Origin of the sequence: Tepidicaulis sp., assembly GCF_965222285.1 — a bacterium.
Lineage (GTDB): Bacteria > Pseudomonadota > Alphaproteobacteria > Parvibaculales > Parvibaculaceae > Tepidicaulis.
Window position 1 is genome coordinate 1,529,412 of record NZ_OZ244942.1, and the last position, 18,369, is coordinate 1,547,780.

Here is an 18,369-nt window from a genome sequence, read left to right on the forward strand (position 1 = left end):
TGCCTCCCTAGCCGATATGACCGGCGAAATAGGCCCGGGACACCTCTTCCCGGGGATTATTGAACATGGTGTCGGCAGATCCGCTCTCGGCGACATAGCCTTGTCCGTCTTTCATCCAGAAAAACGTCACCGTATCGGCAAGACGCCGGGCCTGGGCTAAATTATGCGTGACGAGCACCAGGCTCATCTGGGATTTGAGCTCGCCGAGCAGTTCTTCGATGAGGCCTGCCGCTATAGGGTCGAGCGCGCTTGTCGGCTCGTCCAGGAGCAGGATACGCGGCTCGAGCGCCAGCGCGCGGGCGAGGCAGAGCCGTTGCTGCTGGCCGCCGGAAAGCTGAGTTGCCGGTAAATCCAGCCGGTTTTCGACTTCCGCCCAAAGCCCGACGCTTTTCAGCGCCGCCTCGCTTCGATCCGCGATCTCGCGCCTGTTGCGTCCGAAATGCTCGGTAAGCGGAATTTCCATATTGCGGCGGATGGAAAGGGGAAAGGGCGCGGGCCGCTGAAAAATCATGGCGACGGAACGGCGCAGCTCTTCGAGGCTCGTGGCGAACCGGTCGAGGCGCGCCCCGAAAAGCTCGATCGTCCCGCCAACTTTGCAGCCCGGCAGGCTCTCATTGAGGCAGTTAAGCGCAGACAGGAAACTCGATTTACCGCAGCCGGAAGGCCCGACAATGGCGTTGACGGCACAATCGAGAAAGGAAGCGGAAATCCCTGTGACGACGGGCTTACCGTCGAAGGCGACCGTGACGTTATGGGTCAGGATGGCAGGAGGAGCGTGCCGCATTATCGGTAGTCCCGGTAAGAAGGAGAAAAGCGTGTCAGCGCCATCAGGGCGGCGTTGATCGCAAAAAGCAGAACGACCAGCACAAGCGCCGTGCGGTACGCGTTCTCGCCGCCGCCCGGCACATTGAGCGCCAGATCGAGAATGTGAATGGAAAGCGTGCGCCCGGAATCGAGCAGGCTTTCCGGCAGCCGCGTGACATAGCCGCTGGTGAAGATGAGGGCCGCCGTTTCTGCGAGCGCCCGGCCGAGGCCGAGCACCAGCCCGATCATGAGGCCCGGCAGGGCGGCGGGCAGGGCGATCTTTCCGTAAAAGGTCAGCCGGGAAAGGCCGAGGGCATCCGCCGCCTGGCTGAAGGAGGCAGGCAGGCTGCGCAGGCTTTCCTCGGCGCTGCGGATGAAGAAGGGCAGCACCATGATGGCAAGCGTCAGCCCGCCCGTGAGAATAGAGATGCGCAGGCCGAGGAGATGCGCGAAGACCGCATTGCCGAACAGGCCGAAAACGATGGAAGGCACGCCGGCCAGCGTGTCGAGGGAGCGGCGGACCAGCGGCGCAAAGCGCCCGCCGCCCGCCGTATATTCGGCAAGGAAAATCCCTGTGAGAAGCCCGACGGGCAGCGTCGCGGCAAGGCAGACGAGCAGAATGAGTGCCGTTGCCGCGAGCACTGAGCGGATACCGCCCGCCCTGCCTGCATCCGCCGGATCTTCGGTTAGAAAGCTGAGCTCGAAACCGGAAAACCCGCGCCAGACGATATCCCCGACAATGAGTGCGAATGCGCCAAGGATTACGAGGCCTGCGGTCCAGATGAAAAAGGCGGCCAGCCTATTTTGTGTCTGAGGGCGTGTCATGTGCGCCCCTCCTGCCGCTCGCTGCGCCCGGCCAGGGTGACGAGAAGCAGGGTGACCGCCATGACGAGAAAGCCGCTGAAGAAAAGCGCATGCCGGTGCGCGCCTGTCGCATACGCCATTTCAAGGGCGATATTGGCGGTGAGGGTGCGCACGGGGTCTAGAAGGCTCGAGGGAAGCTGCGGCACATTGCCGGCGACCATGAGCACCGCCATGGTTTCCCCCAGCGCGCGGGCGAAGGCGAGAAACAACCCCGTCACAATGCCGCGCCAGGCCGCGGGTAACAGAACGCTGCGCAGTGCCGTCCATTTCGACAGCCCGAGGGCTGTGGCCGCGCGGTGCTGCTCGGCGGGGATCGCGGCAAGTGCGGCGCTGGAAAAAAGCGCCATGGTCGGCAGGATCATGATGGCAAGTACAAGCCCGGCGGCAAGGATGCTCGTGCCGGGCGCGGCCAGATGCTTGGCGATGAGCGGCACCAATATGACGAGACCCCAGAGCCCGTAAACGACGCTCGGAATACCGGCGAGCAATTCCACCGCCCGCTGGAAAAACCCGCGCAGGAGCGGCGGTGAATAAAAATTCTCGAACAGCGCCGCGCCAAGCCCGAGCGGCGCGGCCAGTACGAGCGCGAGCAAAGAAACGGCAAGGGAGCCCAGCACCATGGGCAGCAGGCCGAAAGCGCCGCTTACCGGGTGCCAGCTCGCGTCCGTCAGGAAAGCAGCAATGCCTGCTTCCTGCAGTGCGGGGAGTGCCTCATAGCCGACAAAGAAGGTCACGAAAACGAGCGCGAGCGCTGCGGCAAGCGCGGCGCTCCTCAGGCTGAAAAGAAAAACACGGTCAGCGGCGCGGCGGGACAAAGGACTGGCCCTTGATGAGATCGTCCACCTCGGCGGATTGCGCAAAGGCAAGGAAGGCGGCGGCCTTTTCCGAAATATCTCCATGCGTGACGAGGTTCAGCTCGCGGGCCATCGGGAAGGAGCCATCGGCCACGGTCGCCGTGCTTGCTTCGACCCCGTCAAGTTTGACGAGCTTGATCGCCGCGCCGTTTTCAATCGCAACTTCCGCCGTGCCGATGGAAACGTAGCCGATACCGCTCGGGTTGGCCGCGACGGTTTTTATGCCTTGCTCATTGTCGCCGACAATGACGTCTGGCGTGATGGAGGGATTGTCGAGCTTGAAATGGTCGAGAAAGACTTCCAGGGTCGAGCGGCCTTCGGCTTTGTGAATGAGAATGATCCCTGCATCCGGCCCGCCCAGCACCTCCCAGCTCGTAATTTCGCGCTTATAGATTGAGACGACCTCAGCGCCGGTAATCGCCTCGATCGGATTGCTGGCATGAACGATGATGCCCACCCCGTCCCGGGCGAGAAGGTGCCCGGTCAGATCAGCTTCATCCGCTTTTAGACTGCGGGAGACCATGCCGATATCGGCAAGTCCCTTGCGCGCATCGGCCATGCCGCGCGAGGAACCGCCTGTTTCAACGTCGATCCGAACAGTGCCGTTCTGCTCCTCGTAGCGCTTGGCGATTTCGAGCGCGAGCGGCGCAATAGTGCTCGATCCCGTCAAGGTAAGGCGGGTTTTTTCCCCGTCTTCGGAGGAAGAGCTCTGAAAGAAGAAGATCGCTGCAGCAGCGGCGGCGAGGATCGCCAGAAGGGTGAGCGTTCGCGCGGTCATGGCTGATTCCGGTTTTTGATATCCGGGCACCAGCTAGCCGCGCGCAAAGATCAAAGCCAAATGAAATCAATGTGAATGGATATGTTGAGCAAGGCCGGCTGCCCAATTTTTCATCACATCATGGTTTGGACGTTGCGTTCTTCTGGGCCGCTTTGTCGATGGCTTTGGCCTCATTCCAGAGCTTGTCCATCTCTTCAAGGCCGGCATCCGCCAGTTTTTCGCCCAGCTTGCTCTCGACATAGCCGAAGCGGCGGCGGAATTTTTGGTTCGTCCGGCGCAGCGCTGCTTCCGGGTCGATATTGAGATGCCGGGCAAGATTGGCCATGACGAAGAGAAGATCGCCGAATTCTTCTTCCTGTTCTGCGTGGGAAAGCCCGCCGCGCGCCGCTTCCAGAAGCTCGCCTGCTTCTTCCTGGATTTTGTCGAGCACGTTTTCCGTTTGCGGCCAGTCGAAACCGACCTTTGCTGCTTTGTGCTGCAGTTTCACGGCCTGGGACAGGCCGGGCAGGTTGGCCGGCACATCATCGAGCAGGGCGGCACGCCTTTTGTTCTTGGCGGCTTTTTCCGCCGCCTTGATCTCGTCCCAGCGGCCTTTGACGGCGCCTGCCGAGCGCGCCTCTTCATCGCCGAAGACATGGGGGTGGCGGCGGATCATTTTCTCGCAAATCCCCTCCACCACATCGGCAAAGGTGAAGCTTTCTTCCTCGCGCGCCATTTGAGCGTGGAAGACGACTTGCAGGAGAAGATCGCCGAGTTCTTCTTTCAGGTCTTGCCTGTCGCCGCGCTCGATGGCGTCCGCCACCTCATAGGCCTCTTCCAGCGTATAAGGCGCGATCGTGCGGAAATCCTGCTCAAGGTCCCAAGGACAGCCACCTTGCGGGTTACGCAGGGCCGCCATAATGGCGAGAAGGGCATCGATCTGGTGCAGGTTCTCCGGTGTGCTCATGGCCCCTAGTCTGCCGGGCGATCGGCGATTCCGCCAGAACTTCCATATTGCACGATGGCTGCTTCCGCATCAGAGACATAATGCTCGCTATGGCCGGCTTCCTTCGCCTCGATCCGGCGGCGCAGTTCGGCCTGCGCGGCGCGTCCGAGCGGGAAGCGCCAGATGACATAAGCGGCCAGAAGCATAAAGAGCGCGGGAAAGCCCACATAGATGTAGAGAAGCTGGTTCAGTGTCTCCGGGCTGTTGGCCCCGGCTTTGGGCGTGAAGCCGATCACGTCGAGCAGCGGATAGGTAATGCCGACGGCAAGCGCGGCAGCGACTTTCTGCGTCATGGTGAGAAGCGAATAATAAAGCCCAGTGCGGCGCTCGCCTGTTTCCAGGTAATCATGGTCCGTCACATCCGCCATCATGGAGCGCAGAAGGAACGAGCTTGCCCCATAGGCAATGCCGTAAAGCGAATTGCCGATAAAGAGCCACCAGAACTCGCCGCGCGGAAAGAAGACCACGAGCGGCAGGGAGAGCGCGCCGTAAATGCTGGCATAGGCAAGCGCCCGGTGCTTGCCGGACCAATGGGAAATCTTGATCCAGAAGGGCACGCCCAAAAAGCCGGTGACGAAATAGACCAGCAGCAACAGGCTTGCCGCTGTCGGCAGCTCCATCACATAGACCGCGAAATAGATGTAGAGCGCGCCGGTAATGGCGGGTGCGCCGCTGGCCAGAATGTCGGCAATGAGCAAATGGCGGATCAGGCGGTTCTTGTAGATCGTCACCCAGATCTCGCGGAAGGTTGCGCCGATCTTGCGGGCAAGCTGGCGCAGGGAGGTGTTTTGCGTCTGGGGTTTCTCCGTGTATTGCGGTTCACCCACGAAGGAGCAGGCGGCCCAGATAGTGAGCGGCAGCATCACAATGATGAACCAGCCCATGGATTCCACTTTAAGGGCGCTGCCCACGTCATCGCCCAGCATTTCGATCAGCGCGGGCAGGGCAAGCACCGTCAGCATCCCGAAAATCAGCGCCGCCTCACGGCTGCCTTGAATGGCCGAGCGCTCGTCATAATCGAGAGAAAGTTCGGCCCCCCAGCTCATGTGGCAGATGGTGATGAGCGTCCAGCCGACATAAAGAAAGAACAGCCAGAAGAGCACATAACCGGCCGTGACCGGTGCGCTCGGCATGAAAAGCATCCAGGCGGAGAGCATGAGGATCGGCGCGGAAAGCACGATCCAGTGCCGCCGACGGCCCCAGCGGCTCGACACTTCATCGGAGACGGCGCCGAGCACAGGGTCTGTGAAGACATCCCAGAAGCGGGCGAGCATGAAGATCCAGCCGACCGTGGCAAGGCTGAGCCCCATATCCGCTTCGCCGTAGAAAGGCGGGAGGTAAACCGTGAGCGGCAGGCCCATCGCCGCGATGGGGATGGCGGGCAAGGAGAACATGGCCACGCGCCAGCGCGGCAGGCGATCTGCGCTCATAATCCGGTTTTCCTCCAGAAAACGTCTGTTTTCATTGGTGACGTTTTGTCAGTTTTGCGCACTAAACCGGATTTGCGCAGGGAAGTCCAGACTTGCCCGGGTCAAACTGCCTTATCTACAGGCCTGTAAGCTCAATCGGCCCCTACGGCAAGGTCGGAGCAGAAGGGGTTGGTCTTGCGTTCCCGCTCGAAACTCGACATCGGTCCGTGGCCGGGCACAAAGGCGATTTCATCGCCGAGCGAAAAGAGCCGCTCGCGGATCGAGGAAATGAGCTGGTCGTAATTGCCGCCGGGAAAGTCCGTGCGCCCGATGGAGCCTTGGAAGAGCACATCGCCCACCAGCGCGATCTTGGAGGGCTCATGGATAAAGACCACATGGCCCGGCGTGTGGCCGGGGCAGTGGCGCACCCGCAAAGTATAGCCTGCAAGCTCCACCGTATCCTCATCGTCCAGCCAGCGATCGGGCTCGAAGGCGTCATAGACGGGAAAGCCGTATTGCTTGCCTTGCGCGGGCAGCGACTCGATCAGGAATTTGTCGCCGATATGAGGGCCCTCGATTTTGACGCCATGCTTCCTGGCAAGCTCGCCCGCCGCCGAGGCATGGTCGAGATGGCCATGGGTCAGCAGCACTTTTTCGAGCGTCATGCCGACTTCCTGCATCGCTTCTTCGATGCGCTCCAGATCGCCGCCCGGATCGACCGCCGCGCCCTTGCCGGTCTCATCATCCCAAATGAGCGAGCAATTCTGCTGGAAAGGCGTAACGGGAAGGATTGCGACTTTCAAAGCCATGGGGGCCTCTTTCGTGACAATTTCAGTAGCTTTTAGGTAGAGGTTCGGGCCGGGCCTGTCCAGTGCAGGGGGCAGGGCCCGGCGGGCGCTGCGGAAAATCCTCCTTTACTTTGCCCGGAAGCTGTGCGCATTGTCCTGCCACATCTCAAGCGTTCCAGCCGCGTAAGGGGACCTCCCGGTCCTTGCCTGTTGAGCGCCTTGTGCGAAAAAGCACCGGCCAAGCCCAGTACGCGGGGCTTTTCCTGAAAAATTGGCAATCGAGCCAGGGCGCCGCCATATGGGGCGCTGCCCCGCTGTGATTGCTTGAAAGAGTTAGATTGACTGAATTTACGACCCTCGGCCTCGCCGAGCCCATCCTTCGCGCCCTCGGGGAAGAAGGATATAGCGAAGCCACGCCCATTCAGGCGCGCACCATTCCCGCGCTGATGGAAGGCCGCGACGTGCTGGGCATCGCCCAGACCGGCACCGGCAAGACCGCGGCCTTCTCGCTGCCCATCCTCCAGCACATTTTCGAAACGGGCGGGCGGCCCGCGCCGAAAACCTGCCGCACGCTCATTCTGGCGCCGACGCGCGAGCTTGCCATCCAGATCGGTGAAAGCGTGCGTGCCTATGGCCGCCATATGCGCATTTCGAGCACCGTGGTGGTAGGCGGCGCCAAGCACGGGCCGCAGATCAAAAGCATGGCGCGCGGCGTCGATGTGGTAATCGCGACGCCCGGCCGCCTGATCGACCATCTGGACAGCCGCAATCTGTCCCTGCGCGCGACGGAAATCGTGGTGCTGGATGAGGCCGACCACATGCTCGACCTCGGCTTCCTTGTTGCGATCCGCCGGATCGTCAAGGAACTGCCGAAAGAGCGCCAGAACGTCTTCTTCTCCGCCACCATGCCCAAACAGATCGGTGAGCTTGCAAGCGACATGCTGCATGATCCGGTGCGCGTCTCCGTTACCCCGGTGGCGACGACGGCGGAGCGTGTGGCGCAGAAGGTTTACTTCATCGAGCGCACGCGCAAGCGCGATCTTCTGGCCGATCTTTTGAAAGAGCCCGAGTTCAGCCGCACCCTGGTCTTCACCCGCACTAAGCGCGGCGCTGACCGGGTGGCCAAAGGCCTCGGCCATGCCGGCATTGCCTCGGACGCAATCCATGGCGACAAGTCCCAGAGCCAGCGCCAGCGCGCCCTTGCCAATTTCAAATCCGGCAAGATCGAAGTCCTGATCGCAACGGATATCGCCGCCCGCGGCATCGATGTCGATGCGGTCAGCCATGTGATCAATTTCGAGCTGCCGGAAGTGGCCGAAAGCTATGTGCACCGGATCGGCCGTACGGCGCGCGCCGGGGCCTCCGGCATCGCTATTTCCTTCTGCGACAATGAAGAGCGCGGCCTCTTGCGCGACATTGAAAAGGCCACGCGCCAGACCATCGAGATCGAAGATCTGCGCGAGGACAAGAGCGAGCCCGTACGCGCCGAAGCGCCGAAACGGGGCAGGGGCGGGCGCCCCGGCGCAGGCGGCCCGAAATTCGGCAAGACCAAAAAAGCCCCCTGGGCGAAATCTGGCAAGAAGAATACCGGTGAAAAACGGGCCGATGCCGGAAAGCAGGCGGCAGGTAAAAAGCGGCCGGCGAGAAATCCTGCCGCAGCCCGCCGGAACGCGGCATAAGCGAAATCAAGAAAGCCGGAGACTTCAGTCTCCGGCTTCTTTCTTGGAGGCGGCAAGGACCGTTTAAGCCAGCTCCCCCGACACTTTTTTTACATTCGCGCTTGCTTCATCGACAAAGGCAATGGCTTCGGCGATTTTCCGCAAGCCTTCGGAAATGTCGTGCACGCTTCCGGCGGAATTCTGCATGTTGGAAGACATTTCCTTCGTCACCGTCGATTGTTCTTCGACGGCGGCGGAAATCGTGGAGGAAATTTCATGGATGCTGCCGATGGTCGTGCTGATCGCCTGAATGGCATCGGCTGCGGTCGTCGAAGCGTTCTGGATGCCGGAAATCTGCGCGCTGATTTCCTCCGTCGCTTTTGCCGTCTGGCTCGCCAGCGTTTTCACCTCGGAGGCGACAACGGCAAAGCCTTTACCCGCATCACCAGCCCGTGCCGCCTCGATCGTGGCGTTGAGGGCAAGAAGGTTCGTCTGCTCGGCGATATCCGAAATCAGGCGTACGACATCGCCGATCTGCTGCGCGGAGGCGGCAAGCCCGCCCACAATGTCGTTCGAGGAACTGGCCTGATCGACGGCTTCGCGTGAAATGGCAAGCGCATCGGTGAGCTGGCGGTTGATTTCCTCCACCGAGTTCGACAATTCCTCAATCCCGGCTGCGACAAGCTGCGTCGTGGCGGAAGTTTCTTCGGAGGCATGGGCGGCATGGGAGGCCATTTCATTGGCCTTGCCCGTTGCCTGGGTAATGCCGGCCAGATCATTATCGATGCTTTTCTGAGCGGCGGCACGCTGCTTGCGTACCAACACTTCCGGCGTTCTATCGGTGGCGTATTTTACCACCTTGAACGGCTCGCCGTTCATATCGAAAATCGGATTGTAACTTGCCTGCAACCAAAGCTCGCTGCCATCGCGGCGCAGCCGGCGGAACTCACCCGCCCTGAACTCGCCCCGGCGCAGTGCCGCCCAAAACTCTTTGTACGCCTGGCTGTCGCGGTCTTCCGGCGGCATGAACATGCGGTGATGCTCGCCCTGAATGTCTTCGAGTTTATAGCCAGAGGCATTCAGGAAATTGTCGTTGGCATCGATGATCGTGCCGTCGAGATTGAATGAAATAACGGCCTGCGACTTACTAATGGCAGCGATCTGGCCTTCATAATCGGCATTGCGCAATTTCTGCTCGGTGATGTTCGTCGCGAATTTCACCACTTTATAAGGGCGGCCCAGCCGGTCGAAGATCGGGTTATAGGTGGCCTGGATCCAGACGCGGTTGCCGCCTTTTGCGACCCGGCAATATTCTGCCGACTGAAATTTTCCTTGCCGGAGGCTTTCCCAGAACTGCTCGTAAGCATGGCTATCGCGTTCCCGCGCATCGACGAAAATCCGGTGATGCTTTCCCATAATCTCGCTGAGCTCGTAACCGAGAGTAGTAAGGAAATTCTCGTTCGCATGGAGGATGGTGCCGTCCATGTCGAATTCGATAATGGCTTGAGAGCGGTCCAGAGCGTCGAGCTTGGCGCGTTGTTCGCGGCCTGTGCCGGCTTGCCGGCGGAAAGAAAATTTCATTGTCACGGGCTCCCCTAAGAGTGTCTTTGGATAAACCAACAGCACTCACCCGGGTAAAACGTTAAACTCATCAAGCTAAAGATGAGTTAATCGTGTCAGAAAAAACCCAATAAAAAGACAATGAGAACGGGAAAAATGACAATAAAAGCGAGCGTTCCTAAGAATATTTTCTTGGAACTGGAAGACTGGAGAACCACCTCCGCTTGACGGGCATCCTGACTGGAAATTTCCACGCCTATATTTTCATCATTATACGAATCGGTCGCTCGTTGACGGCTTGCTTCATCGTGATCCGGTCTATCGGTCATGACATGCTGTCCTTGACGCTTCTTGGAAAGTTCTTTGGCCAGAATGCAAACTTGTTACTTAGCATACGAACGTTGAAGACCCGCAGGTGTTCATCCGGAATGCCGATAGCGACTTTCGGAATTTTTGAGAAACATTCGGCGCAACCGTGACGTTGGGGCAGTAGACTGATTCCGAACGAGGGGGCAACATGACTGCATCCTGCACATCGAGCCGCGTTATCTCAGGCCTTCTCGCGTTGTCGGCCGGGGCCGGTTTTGGCCTTTTGGCATCTTCCGCATCCGCAGGCGGTTTTTATCTCAAGGAACAATCGGCTGAAGGGGTGGGCCGGGCTTTCGCCGGGGAAACGGCACTCGCCTCCGACGCCAGCACCGTCTATTTCAATCCGGCCGGCATGACCCGCTTTTCGCGGCCGGTCGCCACCGCCGGCGCCTATGCGCTTTTTATCGATTCCGAGCAGACCGATCAAGGCACCACGCGGACGGCGGCAGGGCCGCTTGGCAGCTTTCCGGCAGGCGGCAATGACGGCGGCAATCCCTTCGATACGCTGACACCGACAGGAAATTTTTACGCCGTTGCCCCTATCGACAATGACCGTTGGTGGGCAGGCATCGGTATCAACACACCCTACGGTTTTCAGAGCGACTATGATCCCGGATTCTTCGGGCGCTATGACTCCCTTAAATCCGATCTTATGACGGTCAATATCCAGCCGAGCATCGCCTATAAGCTGAATGAGATCTTTTCCGTCGGCGGCGGCATTAATTTTCAATATGTGGATGTGGAGCTCACCAACGCGCTGCCCAATGCCACACCCGGCACACCGGACGGGCTCTTCAAAGTGGAAGGCGACGACTGGTCCGTCGGCTGGAATATCGGCCTGCAGGCCGAGTTTGAGCGGCTGGATCTCGGTATTCAGTACCGCTCGCAGGTTGAGCACGACCTGGACGGTAACTTGAACATCAGCGGTTTGACCGGGCCGCTTGCAGTGCAAAACGGAACATTTGGTGCGACGGCGCCGTTAACATTGCCAGATATTGCCTCGGCCGGCGCGGTCTACCATCTGCCGGATGGCAAGACGCGTCTGATGGGTGATGTGAGCTGGTTCAACTGGGCCGATTTCGAGCAGATCGCGATTTCCGCCTCGAATGGCGCACAGTTCAACAGCCCGCAGAACTACGAAGATACTTGGGCCGTGGCGCTGGGCGGCGAGCACGATTTCAGCGAGCGGCTGACTTTGCGCACCGGCGTACAATTTGACGAAACGCCGACGCGGGATAGTTTTAGAACGACACGGGTTCCCGACGGGGACCGCTGGTGGCTGACGGGCGGGGCGACATATGACTTGTCGGAGACGTACAGCGTTGCCTTGTCATATGCGCATATTTTCGTCAGCGAAGAGAGTTTGAACCGCACGGACAGTTTCTATGAGGGAACGCCCGCGCAGGTTAATTCGACGCTGCGCTCCCGCAATACGGGCGACGCCGACATTTTGGCCGTGGGGCTGACGGCAACGTTCTAAACCGGCGTGACCGCCGCCCCATCTCACGGGTTTTCAAAGGCCCGCCGATGCATGAGGGACGAGATCATGGACACGCAAGACCTTCGCCAGAAATATTTCTCCAATCCGCTTTTCGGCTGGGCCAAGAAGGCGCTGCCCAGCATGTCCGACACCGAGCGCGAGGCAATGGAAGCGGGCGATGTCTGGTGGGAAGGCGAGCTTTTCAGCGGCCAGCCGGATTATGCGCGCCTCGGTGACATTCACTTTTCCGAGCTGAGCGAAGAAGAGCGCGCTTTTCTGGACGGCCCGGTCGAAGAGCTTTGCGCCATGCTGGATGACTGGCAGATCACCTCCCAGCTCATGGACCTGCCGGAACCGGTCTGGGAATTCATGAAGAAGAAAAAGTTCTTCGGCATGATCATCCCGAAATCCTATGGCGGGCTCGGTTTCAGCGCGACGGCCCATTCCGAAGTCGTCAAACGCATCTCCACCCGCTCCGTCACCGCCGCCGTTACCGTCATGGTGCCGAACTCGCTCGGGCCCGGCGAGCTTCTCATGCAGTTCGGCACGGACGAACAGAAGGATCATTACCTCCCGCGCCTGGCCGATGGGCGCGAGGTGCCGTGTTTTGCGCTCACAAGCGATGAAGCAGGCTCCGACGCCGCCGCGATGAAAGACAGCGGCACCGTTTGCCGCCGTATGGTGGACGGGGAAGAAGTGCTGGGCATCAGTCTTACTTTCTCCAAGCGCTATATCACCCTTGCCCCGGTTGCGACGCTGCTCGGCCTGGCTTTCAAGCTTTACGATCCGGACGGTCTTCTCGGCGGAGAAAAAGAGCGCGGCATTACCGTGGCGCTCGTTCCGGCGGATACGGCAGGGGTGGAGCAGGGAAAGCGGCACCTGCCAGCGCTGCAGCCCTTCCAGAACGGACCTGTCAGCGGCAATGATGTTTTCGTGCCGCTGAGCGCCATTATCGGCGGGGAAGAACAGATCGGGCAGGGCTGGAAAATGCTCATGGCGGCCCTTGCCGCCGGCCGCGGCATATCGCTTCCCTCGCTTGCAACGGCAGCGGCCTGTCTTTCCGCCCGCACCACGGGCGCTTATGCGCGCATCCGCCGCCAGTTCGGCATTCCGATCGGCAAATTTGAAGGTGTGCAGGAACGGCTCGGGCGTATTGCGGGGATTGCTTATGAGCTGGAAGCGGCGCGTCGTTTTACCTGCGCCGGACTCGACCTCGGTCATCATCCGGCCATCGTTTCGGCCATCATGAAGGCCCATGCGACCTATAGGATGCGCGATGCGGTGAACGATGCGATGGATGTGCATGGCGGCAAAACGATCATCGACGGGCCGCTCAATTATCTCGGCAATGTCTACCGCTCCATTCCCGTCGGCATCACCGTGGAAGGGGCGAATATCGTCACCCGAAGCCTGATTATTTTCGGTCAGGGGGTGACGCGCGCGCATCCTTATCTTGCCGATGAGATGCTGGCGCTCGGTGAGGAAGACGAAGACAGCGCCCGGCAGAAATTCGACAAGCTGCTCGCCGGTCATACTTGGCACATTCTGGCGAACACGGGCCGGGCCGTCTTGCGCGGCTGGTCTGCCGGGCTTCTCGCTCCTGCGGGCGGGCCGCGGCAGCTGCGCAAATATTACCGGCAAGTCTCGCGCTATTCCGCCGCGCTCGCCTTTGCCAGCGAAATGGCGCTTGTCTCCCTGGGCGGGGATTTGAAACGCAAAGAGATGATTTCCGCCCGTTTCGGTGATGTACTCTCCGAGCTTTATCTTGTCTCGGCGGTGCTGAAGCGCTGGCAGGAAGATGGCCGCCACCGGGAAGACCTGGTGCTGGTCGAATGGTGCTGCCGCTCCGCTTTCCAGCGCATCGAAGCGGCGCTGAAAAGCATTGCCGCGAATTTCCCAAACCGCCCCTTGGGCTGGCTGCTGCGTGCCATCGCGCTGCCCTATGGCACCTATACGACCGGTCCCTCCGACAAAGTGGTAAGCGCCGCCGCCGAGGCGATTTCCGCCCCGGGCGAACAGCGCGACCGGATTGCCACCGGCGTTTACGAGGGCGGGGAGGGTGAACCCATCGCCCTTCTGGAAAGAGCGCTGACGCTTACCCTCAAAGCCGAAGAACTGGAAGAACGCCTGCGCAAGGCCGGGTATGAAGACAAGTGGGAAGAGGCTAAAGAAGCGGATGTCCTGAGCGCCAGCGAGCTCGCACTTCTTAACGAAGCCGCCGAAGCGGTGCACCGGGCCGTCGTGGTCGATGAATTCGAGCCGGAGCGTTTCGGCGCGCTCTTGAGCCCGGACAAAGAAGATGATCCTCTTCATATCCCGCCCTTAAGGGCCGCCGGGTCTTCGTGATCCGGCCAGGGCTGGCTTCGGGGCGGCGGGCCGGACGGCTTATCGATAGAGGGTTTCATGCGGATATATCAGGACCCGCGCGTGCTGGCGCGGGACATCTTCGCCGATCTCGGGCCTGCGCTTGAAGTAGGGCTGCCGCTCGGCATCGGCAAGGCGACCCACATCATCAATGCGCTTTTCGAGGAAGCTGAAAAGGATCACGCGCTTTCGCTCGATATTCTGACCGCGTTGACGCTGGAGCGGCCGCACGCGTCTTCCGAGCTGGAGGCGCGTTTTCTCGATCCCTTTGTCGAACGGCACTTTGAGGGCTATGTCGATCTTGCTTATGCCACGGCGGCAAGACGCGGACGGTTGCCGGAGAATGTGCGCGTTTCCGAGTTCTTCTTGAATTCCGGCGCTTGGCTTTCCGATGCTACCGCGCAGCAGAACTATGTCAGCGCGAATTACACCGCGGCGGGCAAGGCTCTGCTCGACAAGCATATCAATCTGCTTGCTCAGCTCATTGCCGTCGATGAAAGCGGGCCGGAGCCCCGCTACAGCCTTGCCTGCAACCCGGATGTGACGCTCGACATTTTGCCTGAGCTGAAACGGCGCAAGGCGGCAGGCGAAAAGATTTGGATTGTCGGGCAGGTCAACCGCTCCTTGCCCTTCATGCCGGGCACGGCCGAAGTGCCGGCCGACACATTCGATGCCATTCTCGATACACCGGATGTGGAATTTCCCGTTTTCGCCGCGCCGAAACGGCCGGTCGCGACGGAGGATTATGTGGCAGGGCTCCATGCGGCAAGCCTCATCAAGGATGGCGGCACGCTGCAGATCGGTATCGGCTCGCTCGGCGATGCCGTGACCTACGGGCTTATCCTCCGCCACAAACATAACGCGCTTTTCAAGGAGCTGATTGCGCGCATCACGCCGGAGCCCGATGAAGCGGGGCCACGCGAGACGGAGCCTTTCTCGGAAGGGCTCTATGCGTCGTCTGAAATGTTCGTCGAAGGGTTCCTCGATCTCTATGAAGCAGGCATTCTGAAACGCGAAGTGCCAGGCGGGCATGTGCTTCATGGCGGGTTCTTTGTCGGCTCGCACAGCTTTTACCGGCGTTTGCGGGGAATGAGCGAGGCAGAATTGCGCAAATTCGACATGGTGCCTGTTTCCTTCACAAACTCCCTTTACGGGGATGAGGAACGCAAACGCGCCGAGCGCAAGAATGCCCGCTTCGTCAATAACACGATGATCGCAACGCTTCTGGGCGCCGCCGCTTCCGATACGCTGGATAGCGGCAAGGTGGTAAGCGGCGTAGGGGGGCAGCATGATTTTGTCGAGCAGGCTCACGCCATGACCGATGCGCGCTCGTTCCTGATGTTGAACGCGGTGCGCCGGAGCGGCGGCGCGGTAAAATCGAACGTGGTTTGGACGTATGGGGCAACCACCATCCCGCGCCATCAGCGCGATGTCTTTATCACCGAATATGGGGTTGCCGATCTTTGGAGTTGTTCCGACAGGGAATGCATCCTGCGCATGCTGGCCATTGCCGATGAGCGGTTTCAGAACGACCTGCGTGAGAAGGCGCTGAAAGCCGGTAAAATCAAAAAATCTGATCCTTTGCCGCCGCCCGGCAACAGGCCGGAGAAAAACGAGGCGCTTCTAGCGGAGGCCCGCGCGCAAGGCTTTTTTCCGGCGTTCCCCTTCGGCTCCGACTTCACTGAAGAAGAGCAATGCGCCCTTCGCGCTCTTGGCGAGCTGAAGGCGGCGGGAAAGGGCAAGGCGGCGATGGCAAGGCTCTTCTGGGAAGGGCTGCGTGCCCCCGCGCCAAATTCGCAAGAGCGCGCCACGCTCGCCCGGCTGAAACTTTCCGGCGGCGGATGGAAGGAATTTCTCTATCGCACGTTAATGAAAGGAGCATGGCGCCGCGCGGGCGCGTAACGTTGAAAGCAGGGAGGTCCAGTGACTGACAAACCGGTTGTATTGATCACCGGGGCGGCGGGCGATGTCGGAACAGCCCTGGCGGAAACACTCTCGAAAGATTACGAACCCGTCGGCATAGACTTGGATTGCGCGGGCGCCGCATACGCCTGTTTCGAATGTGATATTACCGATGAAAAATCGCTGAAGAGTGCCCTGAAAAAGGTCGAAGAACGGTTCGGCACAAAACTCGCCGGGGTCATTCATCTTGCCGCCTATTTCGACTTTACGAACGAAGACTCGCCCGCCTACCGCGCCGTCAATATCGAGGGCACAAGCAACCTTCTGAAAGGCCTGAGCGCTTTCGATGTGGCGCAGTTCATCTACTCCGGCACCATGCTCGTTCACGCGCCTGCCGTGCCGGGCGGTTTCATCGATGAGGAAACGCCGCTCGAGCCCAAATGGGCTTATCCGCAATGGAAAGCGAAAACCGAAGCGCTGATCGAGAAGGAGCGCGGCGATATGCCGGTGCTCTTTCTACATCTGGCGGGTATGTATGACGATGAAAGTGCTGTGCCCACACTGTCCCAGCAGATTGCCCGGATATATGAGCGGGGCATAAAAAGCCATCTTTACGCAGGCGATCCGAATGCAGGCCAGGCGATGGTGCATAAGGCGGATCTGGCCGAGGCCTTCCGCTGCGCGCTCGACAAGCGCGGCAACTTCGCGGAGGTGGAAACGATCCTGATCGGCGAGCCGCATCCACTGAGCTATCAGACACTGCAGAACGAGCTTGGCTATCTCATCCACGGGGAGGAGGAATGGCCGACTTACACACTGCCCAAAACGGCGGCGAAAGCCGGCGCCTGGGCCGAGGAGAAGTTCGAGCCTGCCATTCCCGATGCCATCGACAGGGGCGAAAAGCCGTTCATCCGGCCCTTCATGGTGGATATGGGCGCGGATCATTATGCGCTCGATATATCGAAAGCCGAGCGTCTTCTAGGCTGGCATCCGCGCCGCTTTATCCGCGACTATCTGCCCTCCATCGTCGATGCTCTGAAAAAGGACCCGCTCGGCTGGTACGAGAAAAACGGCATTACGCCGCCTGAATGGCTGCGCCTTGCCGGCGGAAAGCCTGATGCGCCGGAAATCGCCCGGGTTCATCATGACGAGAAATTCAAACGCCAGCACCGCGCGTTTCTATGGGCACCGTTTTGCAACCTGGCGCTTGCCAGCTGGCTCGTTACCTTGCCGCCATTGCTCGGTACGGTTTCGGGCTGGATAACACTCAGCGACGTTGTCAGCGGGGCGCTTCTGGCGGTTTTCGCTCTGCTTTCGCTTTCCTGGCGCATGAGCTGGGCGCGCTGGGTCTGCGGCGCGATCGGCGTTTGGGTCATGAGCGCGCCGCTGATTTTCTGGGCGCCCACGGCAGCCGCTTATCTGAACGGCACACTGGTTGGTGCACTGATCTTTGCCTGCGCGCTTCTCGTGCGGCCGGTCCCGCATCTCTCCGTTCTAGCCGCGGAGGCCGGTCAGGTGCGCCCGCCCGGCTGGTCGCTCAACCCGTCGAGCTGGCTGCAGCGCCTGCCGATTATCATCCTCGCCTTTATCGGCCTTTATATCTCGCGCTATCTCGCGGCCTATCAGCTCGGCCATATCGACGGGGTGTGGGAACCGTTTTTTGCCGGCAGCCTTGCCGCCAAAAACGGCACCGAACAGATCATCACGTCTTCCGTCTCCAAGGCCTGGCCGGTGCCGGATGCGGGGCTTGGGGCATTGACCTATCTGCTGGAAATTCTGACCGGTATCATGGGCTCGCAGCGGCGCTGGCGCACCATGCCCTGGCTGGTCATCATCTTCGGCATCATGATCGTACCGCTCGGGACCGTGTCGATCACCTTCATCATCATTCAGCCCATCGTCATCGGCACCTGGTGTACGCTCTGCCTCATCGCGGCAGCCGCCATGATCCTGCAAATCCCCTATTCGCTGGATGAACTGGTTGCAACGTTCCAGTTTCTCGGCCGGCGCAGGAAAGCGGGGGAAAGCGTGCTTCGGGTGTTCTGCTTCGGCAGCCGGGACGATCCGGCCCTCGTCAAAGAGGAAGATTGCGTGGAAGAAGACCCCTTCCAAAATGCGCCGGGAACCATTCTGAAAGAAACCTGGACGGGAGGTGTCCGGCCAAGTCTGGGGCTTGCGCTGTGCTGCGGCGTGGGGGTCTGGCTCATGTTCACCCCGCTGACGCTTGCAAGCTCTGGCATCATGGCCGATGCCAATCATCTGATCGGCGCCTTGACCGTCACGATAAGCGTTGCCGCCTTTGCCGAAGTTGCGCGCCTGCTGCGCTTTTTCAACGTGCTTTTCGGCGGCGCGCTCATCATCGTGCCTTTCGTGGCGGAGGCGGATGCCGTCAATATGGGCGCAGCTGTTTTGAGCGGCTTCGTTCTCATTGCCGCCTCGCTGCGGCGCGGCCCTGTCACCAATCGTTACGGTGCCTGGCAAAGCCGCATTCTCTGACTTTCTTGTGGCACAAAAAATCCCGCTGCCCGGAAAGGCAGCGGGATCTGTGAGGCGG

Annotated in this window: 14 protein-coding genes; 5 read left to right on the plus strand and 9 right to left on the minus strand. The window is 60.2% G+C overall.

The features are described 5' to 3' along the window. Positions 1-7: 7 nt before the first annotated feature. From ACOQOT_RS07165 to ACOQOT_RS07195, 7 genes are all read right to left on the minus strand, one after another. Complete coding sequence (locus tag ACOQOT_RS07165; protein ID WP_420561650.1) at positions 8-784, minus strand: phosphate ABC transporter ATP-binding protein; 777 nt, start codon at positions 782-784, stop codon at positions 8-10. Next, positions 784-1,629, minus strand: coding sequence for a phosphate ABC transporter permease PstA (pstA, locus tag ACOQOT_RS07170; protein WP_420561651.1), 846 nt, complete (start codon positions 1,627-1,629; stop codon positions 784-786). Before pstA ends, ACOQOT_RS07165 begins: the two co-directional genes overlap by 1 nt. Further along, positions 1,626-2,483, minus strand: coding sequence for a phosphate ABC transporter permease subunit PstC (gene pstC / locus ACOQOT_RS07175; RefSeq protein WP_420561652.1), 858 nt, complete (start codon positions 2,481-2,483; stop codon positions 1,626-1,628). Before pstC ends, pstA begins: the two co-directional genes overlap by 4 nt. After that, a complete protein-coding gene (locus ACOQOT_RS07180) occupies positions 2,464-3,300 on the minus strand; it encodes a phosphate ABC transporter substrate-binding protein (RefSeq protein WP_420561653.1) in 837 nt (278 codons plus the stop codon). The genes pstC and ACOQOT_RS07180 overlap by 20 nt, the downstream gene beginning before the upstream one ends. Positions 3,301-3,418: 118 nt before the next feature. Then, positions 3,419-4,246, minus strand: coding sequence for a nucleoside triphosphate pyrophosphohydrolase (gene mazG / locus ACOQOT_RS07185; RefSeq protein ID WP_420561654.1), 828 nt, complete (start codon positions 4,244-4,246; stop codon positions 3,419-3,421). 5 nt (positions 4,247-4,251) lie between these two features. After that, the gene (locus ACOQOT_RS07190; RefSeq protein ID WP_420561655.1) at positions 4,252-5,715 is read right to left on the minus strand and encodes an MFS transporter; all 1,464 of its coding nucleotides are present in this window, start codon (positions 5,713-5,715) and stop codon (positions 4,252-4,254) included. A 131-nt stretch (positions 5,716-5,846) separates the two neighbouring features. Continuing rightward, the gene (locus ACOQOT_RS07195) at positions 5,847-6,503 is read right to left on the minus strand and encodes an MBL fold metallo-hydrolase (protein WP_420561656.1); all 657 of its coding nucleotides are present in this window, start codon (positions 6,501-6,503) and stop codon (positions 5,847-5,849) included. A 317-nt stretch (positions 6,504-6,820) separates the two neighbouring features. Between ACOQOT_RS07195 and ACOQOT_RS07200 the strand changes: the two genes are divergently transcribed. Then, the gene (locus tag ACOQOT_RS07200) at positions 6,821-8,161 is read left to right on the plus strand and encodes a DEAD/DEAH box helicase (protein ID WP_420561657.1); all 1,341 of its coding nucleotides are present in this window, start codon (positions 6,821-6,823) and stop codon (positions 8,159-8,161) included. A gap of 63 nt (positions 8,162-8,224) precedes the next feature. Here the strand turns inward: ACOQOT_RS07200 and ACOQOT_RS07205 are convergent, their stop codons facing one another. Then, a complete protein-coding gene (locus ACOQOT_RS07205; protein WP_420561658.1) occupies positions 8,225-9,721 on the minus strand; it encodes a methyl-accepting chemotaxis protein in 1,497 nt (498 codons plus the stop codon). A gap of 95 nt (positions 9,722-9,816) precedes the next feature. Beyond that, complete coding sequence (locus tag ACOQOT_RS07210; RefSeq protein ID WP_420561659.1) at positions 9,817-10,029, minus strand: hypothetical protein; 213 nt, start codon at positions 10,027-10,029, stop codon at positions 9,817-9,819. A 188-nt stretch (positions 10,030-10,217) separates the two neighbouring features. Between ACOQOT_RS07210 and ACOQOT_RS07215 the strand changes: the two genes are divergently transcribed. The 4 genes from ACOQOT_RS07215 to ACOQOT_RS07230 all read left to right on the plus strand — a co-directional run bounded on the left by ACOQOT_RS07215 (position 10,218) and on the right by ACOQOT_RS07230 (position 18,311). After that, entirely contained in the window at positions 10,218-11,549 is a 1,332-nt protein-coding gene (locus ACOQOT_RS07215; RefSeq protein WP_420561660.1) for an OmpP1/FadL family transporter, read from the plus strand. A 66-nt stretch (positions 11,550-11,615) separates the two neighbouring features. Then, entirely contained in the window at positions 11,616-13,895 is a 2,280-nt protein-coding gene (locus ACOQOT_RS07220; protein WP_420561661.1) for an acyl-CoA dehydrogenase, read from the plus strand. A 57-nt stretch (positions 13,896-13,952) separates the two neighbouring features. Beyond that, on the plus strand, positions 13,953-15,815 hold the full coding sequence (locus ACOQOT_RS07225; protein WP_420561662.1) for an acetyl-CoA hydrolase/transferase C-terminal domain-containing protein: 1,863 nt from the start codon (positions 13,953-13,955) through the stop codon (positions 15,813-15,815). A gap of 21 nt (positions 15,816-15,836) precedes the next feature. After that, complete coding sequence (locus ACOQOT_RS07230) at positions 15,837-18,311, plus strand: vitamin K epoxide reductase family protein (protein ID WP_420561663.1); 2,475 nt, start codon at positions 15,837-15,839, stop codon at positions 18,309-18,311. The last annotated feature ends 58 nt before the right edge of the window (positions 18,312-18,369 follow it).

Bases quoted from the DNA above. Each gene is read 5' to 3' on its own strand.
- ACOQOT_RS07165 (WP_420561650.1), bottom strand. From the start codon at position 784: ATGCGGCACGCTCCTCCTGCCATCCTGACCCATAACGTCACGGTCGCC.
- pstA (WP_420561651.1), bottom strand. From the start codon at position 1,629: ATGACACGCCCTCAGACACAAAATAGGCTGGCCGCCTTTTTCATCTGG.
- ACOQOT_RS07180 (WP_420561653.1), bottom strand. From the start codon at position 3,300: ATGACCGCGCGAACGCTCACCCTTCTGGCGATCCTCGCCGCCGCTGCT.
- mazG (WP_420561654.1), bottom strand. From the start codon at position 4,246: ATGAGCACACCGGAGAACCTGCACCAGATCGATGCCCTTCTCGCCATT.
- ACOQOT_RS07190 (WP_420561655.1), bottom strand. From the start codon at position 5,715: ATGAGCGCAGATCGCCTGCCGCGCTGGCGCGTGGCCATGTTCTCCTTG.
- ACOQOT_RS07195 (WP_420561656.1), bottom strand. From the start codon at position 6,503: ATGGCTTTGAAAGTCGCAATCCTTCCCGTTACGCCTTTCCAGCAGAAT.
- ACOQOT_RS07205 (WP_420561658.1), bottom strand. From the start codon at position 9,721: ATGAAATTTTCTTTCCGCCGGCAAGCCGGCACAGGCCGCGAACAACGC.
- ACOQOT_RS07210 (WP_420561659.1), bottom strand. From the start codon at position 10,029: ATGACCGATAGACCGGATCACGATGAAGCAAGCCGTCAACGAGCGACC.
- ACOQOT_RS07215 (WP_420561660.1), top strand. From the start codon at position 10,218: ATGACTGCATCCTGCACATCGAGCCGCGTTATCTCAGGCCTTCTCGCG.
- ACOQOT_RS07220 (WP_420561661.1), top strand. From the start codon at position 11,616: ATGGACACGCAAGACCTTCGCCAGAAATATTTCTCCAATCCGCTTTTC.
- ACOQOT_RS07225 (WP_420561662.1), top strand. From the start codon at position 13,953: ATGCGGATATATCAGGACCCGCGCGTGCTGGCGCGGGACATCTTCGCC.